The following is a 19,729-nucleotide window of genomic DNA, read 5'->3' as shown; positions in this document are numbered from 1 at the left end:
AAGCATCTTGCGTGCTGACGTTGTGATGCCATTGGTTTACCACACTAGCGAGATGCTTCGGCTCCGCTCAGCATGACGTTCTTTTGGTTGCGGTCTACTGTTCGGTACTGTTACATCGTGAACACCTTGCTGCGGCTGTTCAGGAACTCGTTTTCGGCGGGTTCGGCGCTGGGCTCGGTTCGCTCGAACTCGCGGAGCTTGTGGTTGAAGCCGTCGCTGGCTTTGATGATGGCAATGCGGGCGCTGCGCACGAATTCGATGAGGCCGTAGGGTTGCAGCACGCGGATCAGGTTGTCGGTTTCCTCGCGGTGGCCGGTGGTTTCGAACACCGTGTAGTCTTTGCGAATCACCACGGCGCGGGCCCCGTTTTCGCGCAGCAGACGCTCCACTATGGCTTTTTCAGCAATGACATCGGTAGGCACTTTGTAGAGCGCCATTTCCTGCCAAATCACATCGGCGTTGGTGTTGTAGTACACCTTCAGCACCTCGATCTGCTTCTCGATTTGCTTGGCCAGTTTGCTAACCACCTCTTCGGTTTCGTGAATCACGATGTTGAAGCGGTGAATGCCCTCGATTTCAGAAGGCGACACATTCAGGCTCTCGATGTTGATTTTGCGGCGCGAGAAGATGATGGCAATACGGTTCAGCAGCCCCACCTGGTTTTCGGTGTACGCCGTGATGTTGTATTCCTGCCGGTCGATGGATGGTTGCTGACTCATGGCTGATTGCTATTAATAAAGAACTGTCATGCTGAGCGAAAGCAGAGCCGTAGTCGAAGCATCTCGCGTGCTGATGCCAGAGTACAAACTAAGTTTACCACACGAGCGAGATGCTTCGGCTTCGTTGCACTGCGCTCAGCATGACACGTTCTTTTTGATTTTGCTACCGCAGGCGGATTTCGGCTACGCTGCACCCTTGGGGCACCATGGGGAAGATGTTGTTCTCTTTCGACACCATGACCTCTAGCAGGAAAGAGCCGGGGTGCTCCAGCATCTGTTGCAGGGTTTGCTTTAGTTCGGCGCGGGCTTCTACACGCTTGCCGGTGATACCGTAACCGCGGGCCACCGTCACGTAGTCGGGGCTGGCGATGTCCACGAAGGAATAGCGCCGGTCGTTGAAAAGCTCCTGCCACTGCCGCACCATGCCGAGGAAGCGGTTGTTGAGGATGATGATTTTCACGTCGACTCCGGTTTGCATGATGGTGCCGAGTTCCTGAATGGTCATCTGGAAGCCCCCGTCGCCGATGATGGCCACCACCGGGCGGTGCGGCGCGCCGAACTTGGCCCCAATGGCCGCGGGCAGCGCAAAACCCATAGTGCCGAGGCCACCACTGGTGATGTTGCTGCGCGTGTTGTTGAGCTTGGCGTAGCGGCAGGCTACCATCTGGTGCTGCCCCACGTCGGTCACGATGATGGCCTCCCCACCTGTCAGCTCATTGAGCTGCTGGATGACTTCGCCCATGGTCAGTTCCTCGCTGGTCGGGAACAGCTCCTCCCGTATGACGGCGTCTACCTCCTGCTCCATGTGCACCCGGAACCGCTCGTGCCACTCGGGGTGCAACTTGGCTTCGACCAGCGCCGTGAGTTGCGGCAGCGTCTCTTTGCAGTCGCCCCACACGGGCACGGTCGCCGCCACGTTCTTGCCGATTTCGGTCGGGTCGATGTCGAGGTGGATTACCTTGGCTTGCTTGGCGTACTTGTCGAGGCGGCCGGTTACCCGGTCGTCGAAACGCATGCCGATGGCAATGAGCACGTCGCACTCGTTGGTGAGGACGTTGGGGCCGTAGTTGCCGTGCATCCCGAGCATGCCCACGTTCAATGGGTGGTCGGAGGCCAACGCACCGGCCCCGAGGATGGTCCAGGCCGCTGGAATGCCGCTTTTCTCGATGAAGGCTTTGAACTCCTGCTCGGCTTTACCCAAAATCACCCCCTGGCCCCACAGCACGAATGGCCGCTTGGCTTGGTTGATGAGGGCCGCCGCTTCCCGGATGTACTCGGGCCGCACAATGGGCTTGGGGCGGTAGCTGCGGATGTGCGTGCAGGGCTGATACGGCGCGAAATCGTGCTTCTGCTGCTGCGCGTTCTTGGTGATGTCAATAAGGACCGGGCCGGGCCGACCGCTGCGGGCAATGTAGAACGCCTTGGCCAGCGCCTCCGGAATTTCCTCGGCGTTGGTTACCTGGTAGTTCCACTTGGTGATGGGCGTGGTGATGTTGATGATGTCGGTTTCTTGGAAGGCATCGGTGCCCAACAAGTGCGCGAAAACCTGCCCCGTGATGCACACCAGCGGCGTGCTGTCAATGAGCGCATCGGCCAAACCCGTTACCAGGTTGGTAGCGCCCGGGCCGCTGGTGGCAAACACCACTCCTACCTTGCCGGAGGAGCGCGCGTAGCCCTGCGCCGCGTGGATGCCGCCCTGCTCGTGGCGCACCAGCACGTGATTTAGCTGCTCTTTGAAATCGTAGAGGGCATCATAAATCGGGATGATGGCCCCGCCCGGATACCCGAAAATGGTATCCACGCCTTCCGCCAGCAGGGCCTGTAAGGTGGCCACCGCGCCGGTCATGGTTTCCGTTTCCGTCTGTACCGCCGTGGCGGTAAACTCAGGCAGGGTTTGCGCTGATTGCTCGTTCGTTAACATAGCTTTCGTCTAAGTCGGTGATACAGCCGTGACTGGCGTCGCTGACCGTGCGGATATATTTCAGGAGTACTCCTTGCGTGGCGTTAGGGCGCGGGCGCTGCCACTGGCTGCGGCGCAGTTCCAGCAGTGCGGGCTCTAGCTGCACATCCATGGTGTTGGTGGCGGCGTCGAGCACTATCCAGTCGCCGTCTTCCACCAGGGCGATGGGGCCACCGTCGTAGGCCTCGGGGCAGACGTGGCCGATAACGAAGCCATGCGTACCGCCCGAAAAGCGCCCATCAGTAATCAAAGCCACTTTGTCGCCGAGGCCGGCCCCGATGATGGCGGAAGTCGGCTTCAACATTTCCGGCATGCCGGGTCCGCCCTTTGGTCCCACGTAGCGAATCACCACCACATTGCCAGCCTTGATTTTGCCTTGCACGATGCCTTCGTTCAGCTCTTCTTCGGAGTTGAAGACCACAGCCGGACCTTCAAACCGCAAGCCTTCCTTGCCGGTGATTTTGGCCACAGCGCCTTTCGGAGCCAGGTTGCCGTACAGAATCTGAATGTGGCCGTCGGCTTTGATGGGGTTGCTGAGCGGGCGTAGTAGGTCTTGCTCGGCGCCGAGCGGCTTCACGTTGGCCAGGTTTTCAGCCAGCGTCTGGCCCGTTACGGTCAGCAGGTCGCCGCGGAGCAAACCGGCATCAAGCAGGGTGCGCATCACGGCGGGCACGCCCCCGAGGGCGGCAAGATCTTCCATGAGATACTTACCGCTTGGCTTGAGGTCGGCCAGCACCGGCACCCGGTTGCTGACTTCCTGGAAGTCTTCCATGGTGAGGTGCACGCCGGCCGCGTGAGCAATGGCAATCAGGTGGAGGACCGCGTTGGTAGAGCCGCCAAGCACTGTAATCATCACCAGCGCATTCTCGAAGGCTTCGCGCACCAGAATGTCGCGGGGCTTGATATCAAGCTCCAGCAGGCGCCGCAGGTACACGCCGGTATCCAGGCATTCCTGGCTTTTCTCGGCACTCACCGCCGGCGACGACGACGAGAACGGTACGCTCATGCCCAACACCTCAATAGCCGATGCCATGGTGTTAGCCGTGTACATCCCCCCGCAAGCTCCCGGACCAGGGCAAGCATTGTGGATGATGCCCTTGTAGTCCTCATCGGAAATCTGCCCTTGCAGCTTCTTGCCGTACGCCTCGAAGCACGATACAATATTGAGCTGCTGCCCCTTGAAATGGCCACCTTTAATCGTGCCGCCGTACACCATCAACGACGGCCGGTTCAGCCGCGCCATGGCAATCAGGGCGCCCGGCATATTCTTGTCGCAGCCTACCACGGTGGCAATGGCGTCGTAGTTGTGCGCGCCGGCCATGGCCTCAATGGAATCGGCAATGATTTCCCGCGACACCAGCGAGAAGCGCATGCCCGGCGTACCGTTCGTGATACCGTCGCTGACCCCAATAGTATTGAACCGCAGCCCCACCAGCCCTTGCGCCTGCACGCCGACCTTTACCGCGTCGGCTAGGCCGTCGAGGTGCATGTTGCAGGTGTTGCCTTCGAAGCCGGTGGAGCAGATGCCCACGAACGGCTTACGCAAGTCTTCGTCCGACAACCCGGAGCCAATCAGCATGGCTTGGGAAGCCGGCAGGCTGTCGTCTTGGGTGTAGATGCGGCTATACTTATTGAGAATCATTTTCAGAGCGTAGATCAGGAATGGAAATGCGAACGGGAGGCGGTATAGAGACGCGACACTTGGCTTTGCCGACCTTCGGTTTGCGTCTCGTCGTTGTCAAACTATCTGTCATGCTGAGCGCAGCCGAAGCATCTCGCGTGCTGATGCAGGAGTAGTATATACCACACTAGCGAGATGCTTCGACTTCGGCTGCGCCTCCGCTCAGCATGACGTTCATTGTTTATGTGGGTTAGCTATGCGCAAGGCTGGAACTGTGAGCTACCGATTGGCCGGTTACTAGGGCGTGGTAGCGCTCGGCTAGCACGTGGCCGAGGGTGTCTTGGTAAGGCGTGCTGAACACCAGGTCGTCGATGGAGGTGATGCCGATTACTTCGGCGGCGGTGCCGGTGAAGAAGGCGCCGGTTGCGCCTTGCAGCTCGTCGGGCATGAAAAACTTTTCGGTGACGTTGATGCCGGCTTCGCGGGCCAAATCGATGATGGTGTTGCGGGTGATGCCGCGCAGGATGCTGCCGGGAGGCGCTGTAAACAGCTCACCGTCTTTCTCGAAGAAGAAGTTGGCGCCGGGTCCTTCGGCCACGAAGCCGTTCATATCCAGCAGTAGGGCTTCATCGAAGCCACGGCCGCGGGCCTCCGAGCTGGCAATGATGGAATTGACGTAATGGCCCGATACTTTGGCCTCGATAGGTACGGCCTTGGGGTTGGGGCGCTGGTAGGGCGAAATACTCAGGCGCAGGCACTGGTCGCCGAGGTACTTGCCCCAATCCCACACGGCAATCATCAGGTTGCTGGTGCTTGCGTGCTTGAGGGTCATGTTGGGCGTGCCGGCGTACACCAGCGGCCGGATGTAGGCATCCGACAGGTTGTTGAGTTCGAGCAGCCGGTAGGTGATTTCCGTCATTTCCTCAATCGAGTAAGACAGCGGCAGCCCCACGGACTTGCAGGAATATTGCAGCCGCTCGTAGTGCTCCTTGGCCTTGAAAATCTGCGTGCCCGCCGGTGTAGCGTATGACCGAATGCCTTCAAAAACAGCATAGCCATAGTGCAACGACTGCGCATACGAGCTGACCTGCGCCTGGTCGGCTTTTATGTATTCGCCGTCTACAAAAGCGAGGGTGTCGGGATTGAAATACATGCGTAACGTACTTGAAAAGAAGAGGAAGCAAAAGAAAAGCCTTTCTGAGCGCGGGGCTTAGAAAGGCTTTTGTCGAGATACAAAAAGCTGTTCCTATGCGCCCGCGAGGCAAGGAATAATCACTATAATCACCAGTAGCAGCTGCTGTCTCATTGAGTTATGTAGGTCTATCCAGTCCGTCATGCTGAGCGCAGTGCAACGAAGTCGAAGCATCTCGCTAGTGTGGTATAGTCTGATGCCTGCGGAACGAGTCGAGCGAGATGCTTCGGCTCCGCTCAGCATGACGTTCGTTTTTTATTGTTCAGCCGACCTAGATAATCGTGCTAGCGCCGATTTCCACGTTGTTTTTGTTCCACTGCTTCTCGTTGGAATCAGCAATCCAGAAGGCGATGTAGCTGCCTACTTCCTCGGTGCTGTACGGGGCATTGGGGCTGAGTTCTTGGGTCAGGATGCCGTTGTGCAGGGCTTCGTCCACGGCCTCGCGCACCATGGCGGCTTCCGTGTTCAGGTCGAGGTGCTCCAGCAGCATGGCGGCCGAAAGAATGGCGGCAATGGGATTGGCAATGCCTTTGCCCTTGGCCTGCGGGTACGAACCGTGGATGGGCTCGAACAAGGCCACTTCCGCTCCTACCGAGGCCGAGGGCAGCAAGCCCATGGAACCAGCAATAACCGAAGCTTCGTCGGAGATGATGTCGCCGAACATGTTCTCGGTCAGAATCACGTCGAACTGCGTGGGGTTCAGGATAATCTGCATAGCGGCGTTGTCCACGAACAGATAGTCTACCTCCACCTCGGGGTATTGAGCGGCCATTTCGCGTACTACTTCGCGCCAGAGGCGGGAGGTTTCCAGCACGTTGGCTTTGTCAACCAGCGTCAGCTTTTGGCGGCGGCCCGCAGCAGCCTTGAAGGCCAGGTGCGCGATACGCAGAATCTCGTCGCGGCTGTAGGTGCAGTGGTCGTAGGCGCCGGTGCCATCAGCGGTGCGGCCTTTCTCACCGAAATAGATGCCGCCGGTTAGCTCCCGGAAGATGACCATGTCGGTGCCCTGAATCCGCTCCCGCTTCAGGGGTGAGTGGTTCAGCAGCACATCGTAGGCGGTTACGGGGCGGATGTTGGCGTACAAGCCCAACGACTTGCGCAGGCGCAGCAAACCCTGTTCGGGGCGCACCTTGGCGGATGGGTCGTTGTCGTATTTCGGGTCGCCGATGGCGCCTAGTAGTACGGCGTCGGCCTCGCGGCAGGCAGTGAGGGTGGCTTCAGGCAGCGGGTCGCCGGTGGCGTCGATGGCGCACGCGCCCATCAGATGGTTGCGCATCTCGAACCGATGGCCGAACCGCTCGGCCACGGCTTGGAGCACCTTCACCGCCTGTCTACACACCTCCGGCCCGATACCGTCGCCGGGCAATACCGCTATTTTCTTGCTTACCATGCCCATGTTCTGCGTTGTTCGTAGGCCTCGATGGCCTGTTTCTGACTTACTAGGAAATCGATGTCGTCGTACCCATTAATTAGGCATTCCTTCTTGTAGGGGTCGATATCGAAGTGAATAACTTGGTCGGTGGCCGGCACGTGCAGCGTCTGCTCAGGCAGGTTGACCACAAACTGTGTGTTGGCGTCCTGCTCTACCAAGTCGAACAGGCTACTTAGTTCGGCGTCGGTTACTTGCAGCGGCAGCAGGCCGGTGTTCAAGGCATTGCCGCGGAAGATGTCGGCGAAGTAGCTGGAAATCACCACCCGGAAACCGGCATCGTAGAGCGCCCACGCGGCGTGTTCCCGACTGGAACCACACCCGAAGTTCTTGCCCGCCAGCAGAATCTGGCCGTTGTAGCGCGCGTCGTTGAGCACGAAGTTGGGCTTCGGCGTTCCATCGGCGTTGCAGCGCCAGTCACGAAACAGGTTTTCGCCGAAGCCCTCCCTCGTGGTGGCTTTCAGGAAACGGGCCGGAATAATCTGGTCCGTGTCGATGTTTTCGAGTGGCAGCGGTATTGCGCTGGAATGTAGGGTCTGAAACTTTTCCATGGTCGTCGGCCCTTAGTTCAAATACTGCGTGATGTCGACAATGCGGCCCTGTACGGCCGTAATGGCGGCTACGAGCGGCGAGGCCAGCAACGTGCGGGAACCCGGCCCCTGGCGGCCTTCGAAGTTGCGGTTGGACGTAGCCACGCAATAAGCGCCGGCCGGAATCTTGTCCTCGTTCATGGCCAGGCAAGCGCTGCAACCCGGCTCGCGTAGCTCGAAACCAGCTTCCGCCAAAATCTTGTCCAGGCCTTCAGAAATGGCTTGCTGCTCGACTTGCTTGGAACCGGGCACAATGATGGCCTCCACGTGCTTGGCTTTCTGCTTGCCTTGCACGTACGCCGCCACAGCGCGCAAATCCTCGATGCGCGAGTTGGTGCAGCTGCCGATGAATACGTAGTTGATTTCCTTGCCCAACAACGACTCGCCGCGTTGGAAGCCCATGTAGGCCAATGATTTATCGAAGCTCTCGGATTCGCTGGCGGCTACCTCGCTTGGGATGTTGCCGTTCAAGGCAATACCCATACCGGGGTTGGTACCGTAGGTTATCATCGGGGCAATGTCGCGGGCGTTGAAATGGTGTTCGGCGTCGAACACCGTATCATCGTCGGAATACAGGGTTTTCCAGTAGGCAACGGCTTGTTCCCACACAATGCCCTTCGGGGCGTAGGCGCGGCCTTCGACATAGGCAAACGTAGTAGCATCGGGGGCAATAAGGCCGCCGCGCGCCCCCATTTCGATGCTCATGTTGCAGACCGTCATCCGGCCTTCCATGCTCAGGCCGCGCACAGCACTACCCGCGTATTCAACAAAATAGCCCGTGGCACCACCGGTACCGAGCTGCGAGATAATATAGAGAATCAGGTCTTTAGCCGTCACTCCGCGGCGCAACTCACCATCCACCGTAATGCGCATGCGCTTGGGGCGGCTCAGCAGCAAGCACTGCGTAGCCATTACCTGCGCCACCTGGCTGGTACCGATACCAAACGCCACCGCACCGAACGCGCCGTGCGTAGAGGTGTGACTGTCGCCGCACACGATGGTAGCGCCGGGCAGCGTAAGGCCCAATTCCGGCCCGATTACGTGCACAATGCCTTGGCGGGCATGGCCCAAACCGTACAGCTCCACGCCGTACTTTTCGCAGTTCGCAGTCAGCTTATCCACCTGCGAACGGGACAGCGGCTCCTCGATGGGAAGATGCTGGTTGCGGGTCGGAACGTTGTGGTCGGCGGTGGCCAGGATGCGGTTAGGGCGGTAGAGCGGCAAGTTGCGGGCTTCGAGTTCGTCGAAAGCCTGCGGGCTGGTCACCTCATGAATCAGGTGCCGGTCGATGTACACAATATCCAAGCCGCCCGGCGCGGTTTTCACCACGTGCGCATCCCAAATTTTATCAAATAAGGACTTGGCCATGTTAGTTGACTGCTACTAATTTTTCCTGCTCTACCAACGCGTGCAAATCCTCGTCTACTACCTCCCGCTTGCGGTCGGCGAGTTCGAGGAAGCAGGCGTAGGCTTTGTTCAAGGCGACTTTTTCAAAATCGTACCCAATCTTCTGGAGGCGGTAGGCCAGAGCCGCACGGCCCGAACGAGCCGTGAGCACAATCGAAGAATCGGCGACGCCCACTTCCTTGGGGTCGATGATTTCGTAGGTTTCGCGGTGCTTGATGATGCCGTCTTGGTGGATGCCGCTGGAATGCGAAAACGCATTGGAACCCACAATAGCCTTGTTGGGCTGCACTGGCATGGTCATCAAATGCGACACCATGGCGGAGGTTTCGGCCAGCAAGCGGGTGTTGATGCGGGTGTCAAGGTTGAGGTACGGGTGCTGACGCAGGATCATCACCACTTCCTCAAGGGCTGTATTGCCGGCCCGCTCCCCTACCCCGTTGATGGTGCATTCAATTTGGCGGGCACCGTTCATCACGCCCGCAATGGAATTGGCTGTGGCCAACCCTAAGTCGTTGTGGCAGTGCGTGGAGAGGCGCACGTTTTGAATGCCCGTCACGTTTTCGTGGAGGAACTTGATTTTGGCGCCGTACTCCTGCGGCAGGCAATAGCCGGTGGTATCGGGGATGTTGAGGACAGTAGCTCCAGCCTTGATAACTTCCTCGCAGACGCGGGCTAGAAACTCGTTGTCGGTGCGGCCGGCATCCTCGGCGTAGAATTCCACATCTTCCACAAAGCTTTTGGCGAGCTTTACAGCAGCTACTGCCCGCGCCAGCACGTTTTCGCGCGTGGTGCAGAGCTTGTGCTGGATGTGCACATCGGAAGTACCGATGCCGGTGTGGATGCGAGGGTAACGGGCCTTTTGTAGCGCTTCGGCAGCTACTCGGATGTCGTTTTCAACGGCGCGGGACAGGCCGCACACGGTAGCATCCTTCGTTTGGGCCGCTATGGCCTGAACGGCGGCAAAATCGCCGGGACTGGAAACAGGGAAACCAGCCTCAATTACATCGACGCCAAGTAGCTCTAGCTGTCGGGCAATAACAAGTTTCTCTTCCCTGTTTAGCTTGCAGCCCGGCACTTGTTCGCCGTCGCGGAGCGTGGTATCGAAGATTTGGATTTGCTGGTGTGCCATGCTAGAATAGCCTAGTGAAACCCGAACGAGGTATTGAATAAGTGACTAAGTACCGTGTTCTACCCTCCTCTGTAAACTGCTTTTTACTTAGTTCTACTATTTCAAACTTCGCCCTATACTAAATTAATCATTTATCTATCAGCGCATTACCGAATAACTTCTTACAATGCCCAACAAGAACACAGAGCCCATTTTTCAGTTAATAAAGTCTCTTACCCGCTCCGAAAAGCGTCATTTCCGGCTTTTTACCAATCGGCAAGGCTCCTCGGAAGACCTGAAGTTCCTTCAACTTTTCGACGCCTTGGAAGCGCTGGAAACCTACGATGAGGCGCAGATTCTGGCGCATGTGCCGACACTCAAGCGGGTGCAGCTCGCCAATCTAAAAGCCAACCTCTACAAGCAGCTCCTATCCAGCTTGCGGGTTTACCATGCCGGTCAGAACCCAGACATTCAGCTCCACGAGCAGCTCGACTACGCGCGGGTGCTGTATAACAAAGGCTTCTACCAGCAAAGCCTGCGCATGCTGGAAAAGGTAAAAGTGGCCGCCCGGCAGGTGGAAATGCCGCACATCGTGCTGCTGGCGCTGGACTTCGAGAAGCTCATCGAAAGCCAGTACATCACGCGCAGCATAAAAGACCGCGCCGAAACGCTGGCTACCGAGGCCGTAGACACGGTGGAGCATTTGGGTAAGATGCACGCCCTTTCCAATGCATCGTTGCGGCTATATGGACTGTACTTGAAAGCCGGCCACGCCCGCAACCGCGCCGACCACGAGCAGATTACTGCTTTCTTCCGGGAAAACCTGCCACCCTTTGAAGACAGCAAAGGCGGCTTTTTCGAGAAGCTGTATTTCTACCAAGCACACGTGTGGTACTACACACTCAACCAGGATTTCCGGGCCTGCTACCGCTATGCGCAGAAGTGGGTGGATTTGTTTGAGCAGGCCCCGCACATGAAGGACTTGCAGACCATGCTCTATATCAAAGGCTTGCACAACCTGTTGGCTACGCTCTACAATATGCTGTACTACAGCAAATTCATGGAGGTGCTCAAGAAGCTGGAAGAGTTTTCTGCCAACCAAACCCGGCGTAGTAGCCCCAACACCGAGATTCTGCTGTTTCAGTACATCTATACCAACCGCATCAACGCCTACTTCTTGGAAGGCCGTTTCACCGAGGGCCTAGAAATTATTCCGGAGTTGCTGGAAAACCTAGAGCACTACAAGTCGCAGCTGGATATGCACCGCACGTTGGTATTCTATTACAAAATAGCCAGCCTCTACTTCGGCAGTGGCCAATACCATAAGGCCATCGAGTATTTGAACCTCATCATCCAGCAGAAAGACCTGAGTTTGCGCGAAGACTTGCAGTGCTTTGCCCGCATCCTCAACTTAATTGCGCACTACGAAGCTGGCGAAGATGCCAGCCTAGATTATCAGGTGCGGTCGGTGTACCGCTTTCTGGGCATGATGAATGACCAGCAACCTATGCAGGTGGAAATTTTCCGGTTTCTGCGCAACGTCGGCAATATTGCGCCACATCAAGTACGTGAGGCATTTATCACGCTCCGCGAGAAGCTGATTGTTATTGCCGCCAACCCCTTTGAGAGTCGGCCCTTTCTCTACCTGGATATTGTTTCGTGGCTGGACAGCAAGATTACCAACACGCCGGTACAGGAGATTATGAAGCGTAAATTTCTGCTTATGAAGTAGCTGTTAACCCCTGACAGTCAGGCACCTTTGTACTCTTTCGGCTTTTGCTGCGCTGAACTTGTGAAGCAGCCTGCTTGCTTCAACAGAAAACCGTGGCAGCTTTGTACCGATGCACAGACAACCCTCTTTGTAGCAGCAGCATCTTTATAGCGTCATAAGGGTCCGATGTCTATCAGTAAACTATTTACACTTCTGGTTGCGCTACTACTGCTCACGGCCGTGAACAGCCAGGCTCAGAGCCGACCAGCGGCTGATACTCCTCCCTCGGAACCGCAATACAAAGAAGTGAAAGTGAGCGTCACGCTCCCGAAAGCCGTCAGCGTCATCCGGGACTATGGTAAGATTCTGCTTTCCCGCAACAGCGAGAAAGACAGGCTCAGCCGGTTGACTGACCGCTTAAAAGACAAAACCGACAAGCCAGTAGTCGAAGTGACAGTAGAGGTACCGAAGAATTGGGTGACGAGGAAACTAGGCTTAGCTGAGTAGCAATATAGAGCTGCTTCTTCCGAGAGAAAGTCATACAAAGCTTTCTGAAGCGCTTCTCAGGCTGACGTTGCAATAGGCGTTGCTATACATACCTGTCATGCTGAGCGCAGTCGAAGCATCTCGCGTGCTGATGTTGCTAAAGTAAATGAGGTTTACCACACTAGCGAGATGCTTCGGCTCCGCTCAGCATGACAATAGTTTTGCTGCGTCAACACTTATACAATAATTTCAACAAGTGGACTCCAGCCAGTAGCTGCTTCAAACAAAACGCCCCGCCGACTTCAAAAGTCAGCGGAGCGTTTTGTTTGAAGCAGCTACTGGTTATTGCGCCTTAGCAGTAGCAGCGGGTAGCGGCTTGCGGGGCAGCTTTTGGTCGCGCATGGCAGCATTGTACACAAAGGAGGCCACTACTACCGAAGCTTGCTTCAGGTCTTCTGGGATAAGACGGTCGTAAGTATCCTGGTTGGTGTGGTGGGTGCGGGTACCGTAATCGAGTGGGTCCTGGATGAACTGGAAGCCAGGCAGGCCCACGGCGTCGAACGACAAGTGGTCGGTGCCGCCGGTATTGCGGGGCGTAACGGTAGTGGCGCCGAGGTCGGCAAAGGGCACGAGCCAAGCAGTGAAGATAGGAGCTACTGCTTCGTTGCTTTGCTGGTAGATACCACGGATTTTACCGCCGCCGTTGTCGAGGTTGAAGTATGCTGCCAGCTTCTCGTGCTCGGGCAGCAGCTTCATGGTAGCGGGGTCGGCAAAGTGGTTTTTCACGTAATTGCGCGAGCCAAATAAGCCTTGCTCTTCGGCGCTCCAGAGTGCAATCCGGATGGTGCGGCGCGGCTTTAGGCCGCTGGCCTTCAGGATACGAACAGCTTCCATCATTACGGCGCAGCCGGCGGCGTTGTCGGTAGCGCCGGTTGCCGCGTGCCAGGAGTCGAGGTGGCCACCGAGCATCACCACTTCGCTTTTCAGTTTCTTATCGGTGCCCGGAATTTCGGCTATGACGTTGTAGCCCTTCAGGTCTTGGGTTTGGAAGCGGGTTTTGGTTTCCATCTCCACTTCCACCGGAATACCCGCTTCTACCAGCCGAATAATACGTAGCTGGTCCTCGGGCGACATTTCTATTTCGGGCAGAACGGGTTTGGCATCGGGAGCATAGGGCGCACCGTTTGAGGTGAAGAACGTGCCTTGGGAGCCGCCACGGGTGCTCAGCACGGCCGCAGCGCCTTCGCTCATCATCATTTCGCTCATCTTGGTGCGCAGCGCCATACGGGCCCGGTAGGTGGCCATTCGGTCGGCTTCGGAAGTGGCAGGAGTGCCAGTCGCCGCTGGGCGAGCAGCGGGGGTGCCGTCGGCCATTTTCTTCAACTCTTCATCGGTGTAGCGCTTGGCATCGGGCTCGAAGCCTTCTTTCGGCGGGGTGGCTACTTCCAGCACCACTATTTTGTCGCGAAGCTGGCCCTTGTATTTGTCGAGTTCGGCTTCGGTGGTGGCTTTCACGTAGGCTACTTGCTTTTTGACGTTGCCGCTGGTGCTAGGAGTCCAGGCCTTGGGTGCTCCAATCATGGTGTGGTAGTAGGGAGCCGTCATGGCCACGTAGGACTTCTCGATGTCCCATCCCCGACCAAAGTCACCCCAAGGCTCGAGGTTGGCATTAGTGAGGCCGTATTGGGTGAGGCGGGTCTTGGTCCAATCATAGGCGCGCTTCAAGCCGTCGGAACCAGCCAGGCGGGGGCCACACACATCAGTAAGATAGAAGGCCGTTTCCATCACCTTGGAGCGGTTCATGCCCTCGTCCTTGATTTTAGCAATAGCCGCCTGATCCACCTTCTCAGTGGTTTGCTGAGCTAAAGTAGGAGCGGCTATGGCTAAACTGCTGGCGAGGGTAAAGAGTCGGAATGTGTTCATAGAAGGTTTTAGTGAGAGAATCTTCAGTAGCTAAAGTACCAGCAATTACCGTTTCGTTGCGTTGAATTGTGCATTCTACCCATTTAAAACAGGATTGCAGCTTAGCTAAAAAGTTTTTTCTCTGCAAAAGCCCGTCTAAAACAGGGCAAGGTGGTAGCTACTGATAGTAATAACTATTAGCAAGCTTTATATAATAAAAACAAGAACAACCCTCGAACAATTCGATGAAATAATTTCAGTGAAGTCGGCGGACTGTTAGCAACTAAAACGGGCTTTTGCCAGCATTTTACTTGTGCTTGTTTAAATGCAGTAAAGTGCAATCGATTTACGGAAATGTAAACACATTATGACGGCCTGCATTTACGAAATTATGCGGAGATAACCATGTAAGTACATCAATAGGAATATAATGAGCCGACAACAATCTGATGATATAACATTGATACCCTAGAATTATTGAAAAACAAGGAATTAAAGCGGCCTTCAATTACATTTTTTTAAAATCGTCCGCTTGATTTAATTATTATTTAATGGAACATCTGCTGTATACTTGTACAGTTGCATGTTTCCAACAACCATTTTCACTCACCAAAACAAACACATGAAGCAAAAATTACTTCTGACCTCTGTTCTGACTGTCAGCCTGTTGCAGCAGGGGATGGCCCAGAGCAGAGCAATTTCAGGTAAGGTTACTGACCAAGCAACCGGTCAGGGGCTTCCTGGAGTAACTGTGTTAGCCAAAGGCACCTCGGTTGGCGTATCGACGAATGCTGACGGAGGGTACTCTATCAGCGTTCCGGCAGGAACTACAGTTCTTACTTTCTCCTCGATTGGGTACGCCGCTATAGAACGGCCCATCGGCGATGCAGCGGTTATTAATGTTGGGCTCGGTGCCGATACCAAACAACTAGGTGAAGTTGTTGTAACGGGCGCACTCGGTATTCAGCGGCAAGCGCGCGAAATAGGATACGCCACTTCCACTATCGACGCAAAAGAACTGAACCAGGCTCGCGTAACGAACGTCACCAATGGTTTGGCTGGCAAAGTGTCCGGCTTGCAAATTCAAACGGTCAACAACGGTATCAACCCGAGTGTGCGGATCACGTTGCGTGGTACCCGCTCGCTGACGGGTGAAAACCAAGCACTCGTGGTAATCGACGGGGTGCAGACCACACAAGATGTATTGACGGCGCTCAACCCCGATGACATTGCCGACATTACTATTCTGAAAGGAGCCAACGCCGCCGCACTCTACGGTTCGCAAGCAACCAACGGGGCGTTGATCATCACGACGAAGAGAGGTGGTACTACTCCGAGTGTCACCTTCTCGCACACGTCGCAGCTAGAGCAGATCAGTTTCTGGCCGAAATTCCAAAACGAATTCGGCCCAGGTTCTTCAGAATGGATTCGGGAGTATACGCCCTACGAAAACCAGCAATACGGCGACCGTTATGACGGTTCTATTCGGGAGTTAGGGTACCAGACACTAGGCCCCAATAACCAGAACACCATTCAGAGCATCGAGTACAAAGCCCGGCCGAACGAGCGCAAAGACTTCTTCAACACTGGGTACCAGATGCAAAACAACGTCTCGTTCTCGGGTGGCGACAAGGACACTAAGATCTTTGTGTCGTACCAGAACGTGAAGAACAAGGGCGTGTTGCCAAAAGATCAGTACGACCGCAACACGTTCCGAGCCAATGCCTCGCGCCAAATGAACAAGCTCTCAACGGGCATGAACGTTTCGTTTGCACAAGCGAAAGTGGATCAGAGCAATGGTGCTGTATATGATCAGTTGCTCAATACTTCGGCCCTAATTCCGATTACTAGTTATAAGGATTGGCGCAACAATGTGTTTGCTAATCCTAACGGCTATTACAACGAGTATTACGCCAACCCCTATTTCACCCTCGACAACAACCGCCGCAATATTCGCCAAAGCACCCTGATTGGTAATATTGATTTGGGTTACAAAATTAACGATTGGTTGTCAGCGCAGTATCGGATTGGTCTGACCTATATCACCCAAGACAATAAGAACTGGCAGGACAAATTCACTTACACTGCCAGCACCCTTGGCCGTCCTGTCAATTCGCGGAGCAACATTGCTGGTGGCGTAACGGAATTAAATAGCAGCGTTAGCCGTCTTAACTCCGACCTCTTCATCAACATTGTCAAGCAGGTCGGCGACATTTCGATAAAAGGTATTCTGGGCAACAACGTTCAGATGAACAACTCTCAGTTCTTGTCAGCTACAGCGAATGCCTTGGCGGTACCCGGCATTTTCAACGTCGGTAGCAACCGGGTTGGAGAAGCCACAGTTAGCCAAGGCCGGTACCGTTATCGGCAGGCTGCCTTCTTCGGTGACTTGACGTTGGGTTACAAAGACATGTTCTTCCTGCACGGTTCGGCTCGCCAGGAAGAAGTTTCTGTGTTGAACCCAGAAAACCGCTCTTATTTCTACCCTAGCGTAGATGCTTCTGTGGTGCTATCAGAAGTTATTCCAGCTCTGAAGTCAGTTGCGTTCTTCGACTATGGCAAGCTTCGCGGTGGTTACTCTAAAGTAGGTCAAGTGAACTTGGGTGGTAACGTTGGTGGCGTAGCCAACAACTTTGGAGCGTATAGTATTGCGCCCGTTTATAACCCTGGCAGCGGCTATCCTTTCGGGTCAGCAGCTTCCTACACGCTTAGCGACCGAACCATTGTACCAAACCTAAAGCCAGAGTTTACACACTCCACGGAGGTAGGCACCGAATTGAGCTTCCTGAAGCAACGCCTCAATTTTGCTGCTACCTACTATTACCAGCTGTCCATCAACCAAACTATCAACGCCAACATTGCGCCCTCAGGCGGCTTCACCAACTATCTGCTTAACGCGGGTAAAGTGCAGAACAATGGTGTAGAATTGGATTTGAATGTAACGCCAGTAGAAGCTGAAAACGGTTTGACCTGGAGAGTAGGCCTGAATTACAACTACAACAACAACAAGGTTCTTAAAATCACGGATCAAACCAAGCAGCTCCCCCTCACGACAGGTGGTGATGCACAAGTATATGCCATCGAAGGGCAGCCGTATCCGGTGCTTCAAGGAACTGATTACAACCGTGACAATCAGGGCCGTGTGATCTTAACGTACATCGATCTGGGCGAGGAGGAAGCAGCAGATGGGTCTACCTACCAGCGTCAAGGCTGGGTGCCATCGCAGGCGAGCCAACTCACCACTTTTGGTAACACGCTGCCAAAACATAAATACGGCTTCAATACTAGCCTTACGTTTAAGGGTATTACGCTGGCCGCCCAGGCCGAATACCGGACGGGCTACTACGTGTATCACGGCCTTGGCTCGACTATGGACTTCACGGGTGCTTCGGCACGCAGTGCTTCTACAGGCCGCGAGCCATTCGTGATGCCAAATTCCTCAATACAGGCCCCTGACGGCACCTACGTAGCCAACACTACAAATTTGACTCCTGGAGGCGCCGAATTCTGGGCCAACAGTTCTTACAACCGGAACATAGCAGCGAACTACGTTACGAAAGGAGACTTCTTCAAGCTGCGGGAGGTTTCGCTGAACTACAGCTTGCCAGCTTCCTTACTCAGCAATACACGTTTCATCAAGGGCGTGACGCTCAACCTGTACGGCCGTAACCTGTACACTTGGGTTCCTAAAGCAAACCAGTTCACCGACCCCGAATTTAGCTTCACAAGCGGCAACGGCATCGGTATCAACAACTCCGACCAGACGCCTCCGACTCGTTTCTACGGCGCTAGTTTGTCGGCCACTTTCTAATTTAATAGTGATGAAAAATACAAGTAAGTTTTTGGTGGCTCTAGCGCTCGTCTCCGCGATGACCGGCTGCAGCGACGACTTTTTCGATATCAACGAGAACCCTAACAGCTTAACCCTCGAGTCAGCGACGCCCAACGCCATATTGGCGCAAGCACTAAAAGTGACTGCCGACAACTATGGCCTCACGTTGAATACATATGGCAGCTGGACCGCCGGTTATTGGGGCAAAACGGGTACGGTAAACGGCTACAACGCAGAACGCACTTACACCTACAGCAGCACCTACCAGCAAGGGCTTTGGGGATCTGTGTACGACAACCTCAAGGATTACGACAACATCGAGAAGAATGGTGCCGCTCAGGGGTTGGTTTATATCTCGTCGATTGCCAAAATCATGAAGGCGTTGAACTATCAACTGCTGGTTGATCAGTACGGCGACATCCCGTATTCTCAGTCATTACAGGCTGATGCAACGGCACCTGTCCTTGCCCCGCAATACGACAAGGCGGAAGACATCTACAAAGACTTAGTGGTAAAGCTCGACGAAGCCGTAGCTGCCATCAAAACCGAGCAAGCTAACACCGCAGCCGTAGCCGTAGGACCCGAAGACATTGTGTTCGGGGGTACGATGGCTAACTGGATTCGGTTTGCCAACACGCTTAAACTCCGGATGCTGCTGCGTCAATCGTTCGTTCCGAGCCTGAGTGGGTACGTGCAAACTGAAATGACCAAATTACGGTCGGCTGATGGCTTTGTTACTGCCGATGTATTAGTGCAACCAGGCTATTTGCAGACGGCTGGCAAGCAGAATCCTTTCTGGAACTCCTACCGTGCCAACCCTGCAGGTGCGCGTATTGCCCAGAGCAACTATCAGGCTGGTACGCAATACGTCATTGATCAGTACGATAAGAACAATGACCCTCGGGTATCACAACTCTACGTACTAGCATCGGCTGGCGCTTTCAGCGGCAAATACAAAGGGGTAGTCTTAGGCGACCCAAACCCACTGCCTGGTAGCACCCAGATATCTCGCTGGAAAGATTACGGTGGCATTCTAAAAGGGTACGATGCTCCCACGCCGCTCATGCTCGCTGCGGAGAGCTATTTCTTACAGGCAGAAGCTAAATCCAGAGGCTTCCTAGCCGGTGGTGATGCCGCCGCAAAAACCGATTATAACAACGGTATCCGCACTTCGTTTGTGTATTTCTACGCGCCGGCTCCTAGCCGCGCAGGCACTACCAGCAACGTATCGGCCAACGCGGCTGCTGACTACGCGAAATACCTGGCGGCAAATACCACCAATGGCTTAGTGGATTGGGATGCAGCTACCACTACTACTACGTTGGGAGCTCCAGCAAGCAGCCCAACTCGTCCGGTAAGCAAGCTGGAGAAGATTATCTACCAGAAGTATCTGGCAATGAACTCGGTCACTGGCATTGAGGCTTGGAATGAGTACAGAAGAACTGCTTTCCCTAAGTTTCCGGCTTCGTTGCAATCCACTTCGCCAAGAGCTGATAAGCTGCCAGTTCGGCTGCTATATCCACAAACAGAAATCAGCACAAACTTCTCGAATATTCCTACTGATGTAAATCAGTTCACTTCCAAGATTTTCTGGGATGTAATGGACTAACTGATAAGGTCTAGGCATAAAAAAGGGGGTTGAATTGTTCAACCCCCTTTTTTATGCTACCTATAGTAGGCGTCATCTCATATGTACTGCGCTGCAGGCGCTATCTATTATACCTAGTTAGCAGCAGCCAGGCCATTCCTGTATGTTTTTTCTTGAAAGCTGT

The 19,729-nt window shown here is 54.9% G+C and carries 13 protein-coding genes; 4 read left to right on the top strand and 9 right to left on the bottom strand.

What is annotated here, in order from left to right; translation table 11 throughout:
* Positions 1 to 110: 110 nt before the first annotated feature.
* From ilvN to P1X16_RS02750, 8 genes are all read right to left on the bottom strand, one after another.
* A complete protein-coding gene (ilvN, locus tag P1X16_RS02785; RefSeq protein ID WP_277226162.1) occupies positions 111 to 719 on the bottom strand; it encodes an acetolactate synthase small subunit in 609 nt (202 codons plus the stop codon).
* Positions 720 to 882: 163 nt separating this feature from the next.
* Positions 883 to 2,565, bottom strand: coding sequence for a biosynthetic-type acetolactate synthase large subunit (ilvB, locus tag P1X16_RS02780; protein WP_277229433.1), 1,683 nt, complete (start codon positions 2,563 to 2,565; stop codon positions 883 to 885).
* A 37-nt stretch (positions 2,566 to 2,602) separates the two neighbouring features.
* Positions 2,603 to 4,321, bottom strand: a complete 1,719-nt coding sequence (ilvD, locus tag P1X16_RS02775) for a dihydroxy-acid dehydratase (protein ID WP_277226160.1) — start codon at positions 4,319 to 4,321, stop codon at positions 2,603 to 2,605.
* Positions 4,322 to 4,550: 229 nt separating this feature from the next.
* Positions 4,551 to 5,453 (bottom strand): branched-chain amino acid transaminase, encoded by a 903-nt coding sequence (locus tag P1X16_RS02770; protein ID WP_277226158.1) that lies wholly within the window; start codon positions 5,451 to 5,453, stop codon positions 4,551 to 4,553.
* 310 nt (positions 5,454 to 5,763) lie between these two features.
* Positions 5,764 to 6,888 carry a 3-isopropylmalate dehydrogenase gene (gene leuB / locus P1X16_RS02765; RefSeq protein ID WP_277226157.1) on the bottom strand — a complete coding sequence of 375 codons (1,125 nt, stop codon included), beginning with the start codon at positions 6,886 to 6,888 and terminating at the stop codon, positions 5,764 to 5,766.
* A complete protein-coding gene (gene leuD / locus P1X16_RS02760) occupies positions 6,876 to 7,472 on the bottom strand; it encodes a 3-isopropylmalate dehydratase small subunit (RefSeq protein ID WP_277226156.1) in 597 nt (198 codons plus the stop codon). The genes leuB and leuD overlap by 13 nt, the downstream gene beginning before the upstream one ends.
* A gap of 12 nt (positions 7,473 to 7,484) precedes the next feature.
* Positions 7,485 to 8,879, bottom strand: a complete 1,395-nt coding sequence (gene leuC, locus P1X16_RS02755; protein ID WP_245122598.1) for a 3-isopropylmalate dehydratase large subunit — start codon at positions 8,877 to 8,879, stop codon at positions 7,485 to 7,487.
* Between the two features lies 1 nt (position 8,880).
* Entirely contained in the window at positions 8,881 to 10,047 is a 1,167-nt protein-coding gene (locus tag P1X16_RS02750) for a 2-isopropylmalate synthase (protein ID WP_277226152.1), read from the bottom strand.
* Between the two features lie 166 nt (positions 10,048 to 10,213).
* Between P1X16_RS02750 and P1X16_RS02745 the strand changes: the two genes are divergently transcribed.
* Entirely contained in the window at positions 10,214 to 11,758 is a 1,545-nt protein-coding gene (locus tag P1X16_RS02745; RefSeq protein WP_277226150.1) for a hypothetical protein, read from the top strand.
* A gap of 165 nt (positions 11,759 to 11,923) precedes the next feature.
* Complete coding sequence (locus tag P1X16_RS02740) at positions 11,924 to 12,244, top strand: hypothetical protein (protein WP_277226148.1); 321 nt, start codon at positions 11,924 to 11,926, stop codon at positions 12,242 to 12,244.
* Between the two features lie 321 nt (positions 12,245 to 12,565).
* On the opposite strand, the gene P1X16_RS02735 is transcribed toward P1X16_RS02740, so the two are convergent.
* Positions 12,566 to 14,146: a M20/M25/M40 family metallo-hydrolase gene (locus tag P1X16_RS02735; RefSeq protein ID WP_277226147.1), complete on the bottom strand. Its 1,581-nt coding sequence runs from the start codon at positions 14,144 to 14,146 to the stop codon at positions 12,566 to 12,568.
* A 601-nt stretch (positions 14,147 to 14,747) separates the two neighbouring features.
* Between P1X16_RS02735 and P1X16_RS02730 the strand changes: the two genes are divergently transcribed.
* Both P1X16_RS02730 and P1X16_RS02725 read left to right on the top strand, forming a co-directional pair.
* Positions 14,748 to 17,936 (top strand): SusC/RagA family TonB-linked outer membrane protein, encoded by a 3,189-nt coding sequence (locus P1X16_RS02730; protein ID WP_277226146.1) that lies wholly within the window; start codon positions 14,748 to 14,750, stop codon positions 17,934 to 17,936.
* Positions 17,937 to 17,946: 10 nt separating this feature from the next.
* Positions 17,947 to 19,566, top strand: coding sequence for a SusD/RagB family nutrient-binding outer membrane lipoprotein (locus tag P1X16_RS02725; RefSeq protein ID WP_277226144.1), 1,620 nt, complete (start codon positions 17,947 to 17,949; stop codon positions 19,564 to 19,566).
* Positions 19,567 to 19,729: the final 163 nt, after the last annotated feature.

The sequence above is a fragment of the Hymenobacter sp. YC55 genome (genome assembly GCF_029433095.1).
GTDB lineage: Bacteria > Bacteroidota > Bacteroidia > Cytophagales > Hymenobacteraceae > Hymenobacter.
This window is presented reverse-complemented; position numbering and strand designations above follow the sequence as displayed.

Coding starts and splice junctions, on each gene's coding strand:
- ilvD (WP_277226160.1), bottom strand. CDS start 4,321: ATGATTCTCAATAAGTATAGCCGCATCTACACCCAAGACGACAGCCTG.
- P1X16_RS02730 (WP_277226146.1), top strand. CDS start 14,748: ATGAAGCAAAAATTACTTCTGACCTCTGTTCTGACTGTCAGCCTGTTG.
- P1X16_RS02725 (WP_277226144.1), top strand. CDS start 17,947: ATGAAAAATACAAGTAAGTTTTTGGTGGCTCTAGCGCTCGTCTCCGCG.
- P1X16_RS02745 (WP_277226150.1), top strand. CDS start 10,214: ATGCCCAACAAGAACACAGAGCCCATTTTTCAGTTAATAAAGTCTCTT.
- P1X16_RS02750 (WP_277226152.1), bottom strand. CDS start 10,047: ATGGCACACCAGCAAATCCAAATCTTCGATACCACGCTCCGCGACGGC.
- ilvN (WP_277226162.1), bottom strand. CDS start 719: ATGAGTCAGCAACCATCCATCGACCGGCAGGAATACAACATCACGGCG.
- P1X16_RS02740 (WP_277226148.1), top strand. CDS start 11,924: ATGTCTATCAGTAAACTATTTACACTTCTGGTTGCGCTACTACTGCTC.
- leuC (WP_245122598.1), bottom strand. CDS start 8,879: ATGGCCAAGTCCTTATTTGATAAAATTTGGGATGCGCACGTGGTGAAA.
- P1X16_RS02735 (WP_277226147.1), bottom strand. CDS start 14,146: ATGAACACATTCCGACTCTTTACCCTCGCCAGCAGTTTAGCCATAGCC.
- leuB (WP_277226157.1), bottom strand. CDS start 6,888: ATGGGCATGGTAAGCAAGAAAATAGCGGTATTGCCCGGCGACGGTATC.
- P1X16_RS02770 (WP_277226158.1), bottom strand. CDS start 5,453: ATGTATTTCAATCCCGACACCCTCGCTTTTGTAGACGGCGAATACATA.
- leuD (WP_277226156.1), bottom strand. CDS start 7,472: ATGGAAAAGTTTCAGACCCTACATTCCAGCGCAATACCGCTGCCACTC.
- ilvB (WP_277229433.1), bottom strand. CDS start 2,565: ATGACCGGCGCGGTGGCCACCTTACAGGCCCTGCTGGCGGAAGGCGTG.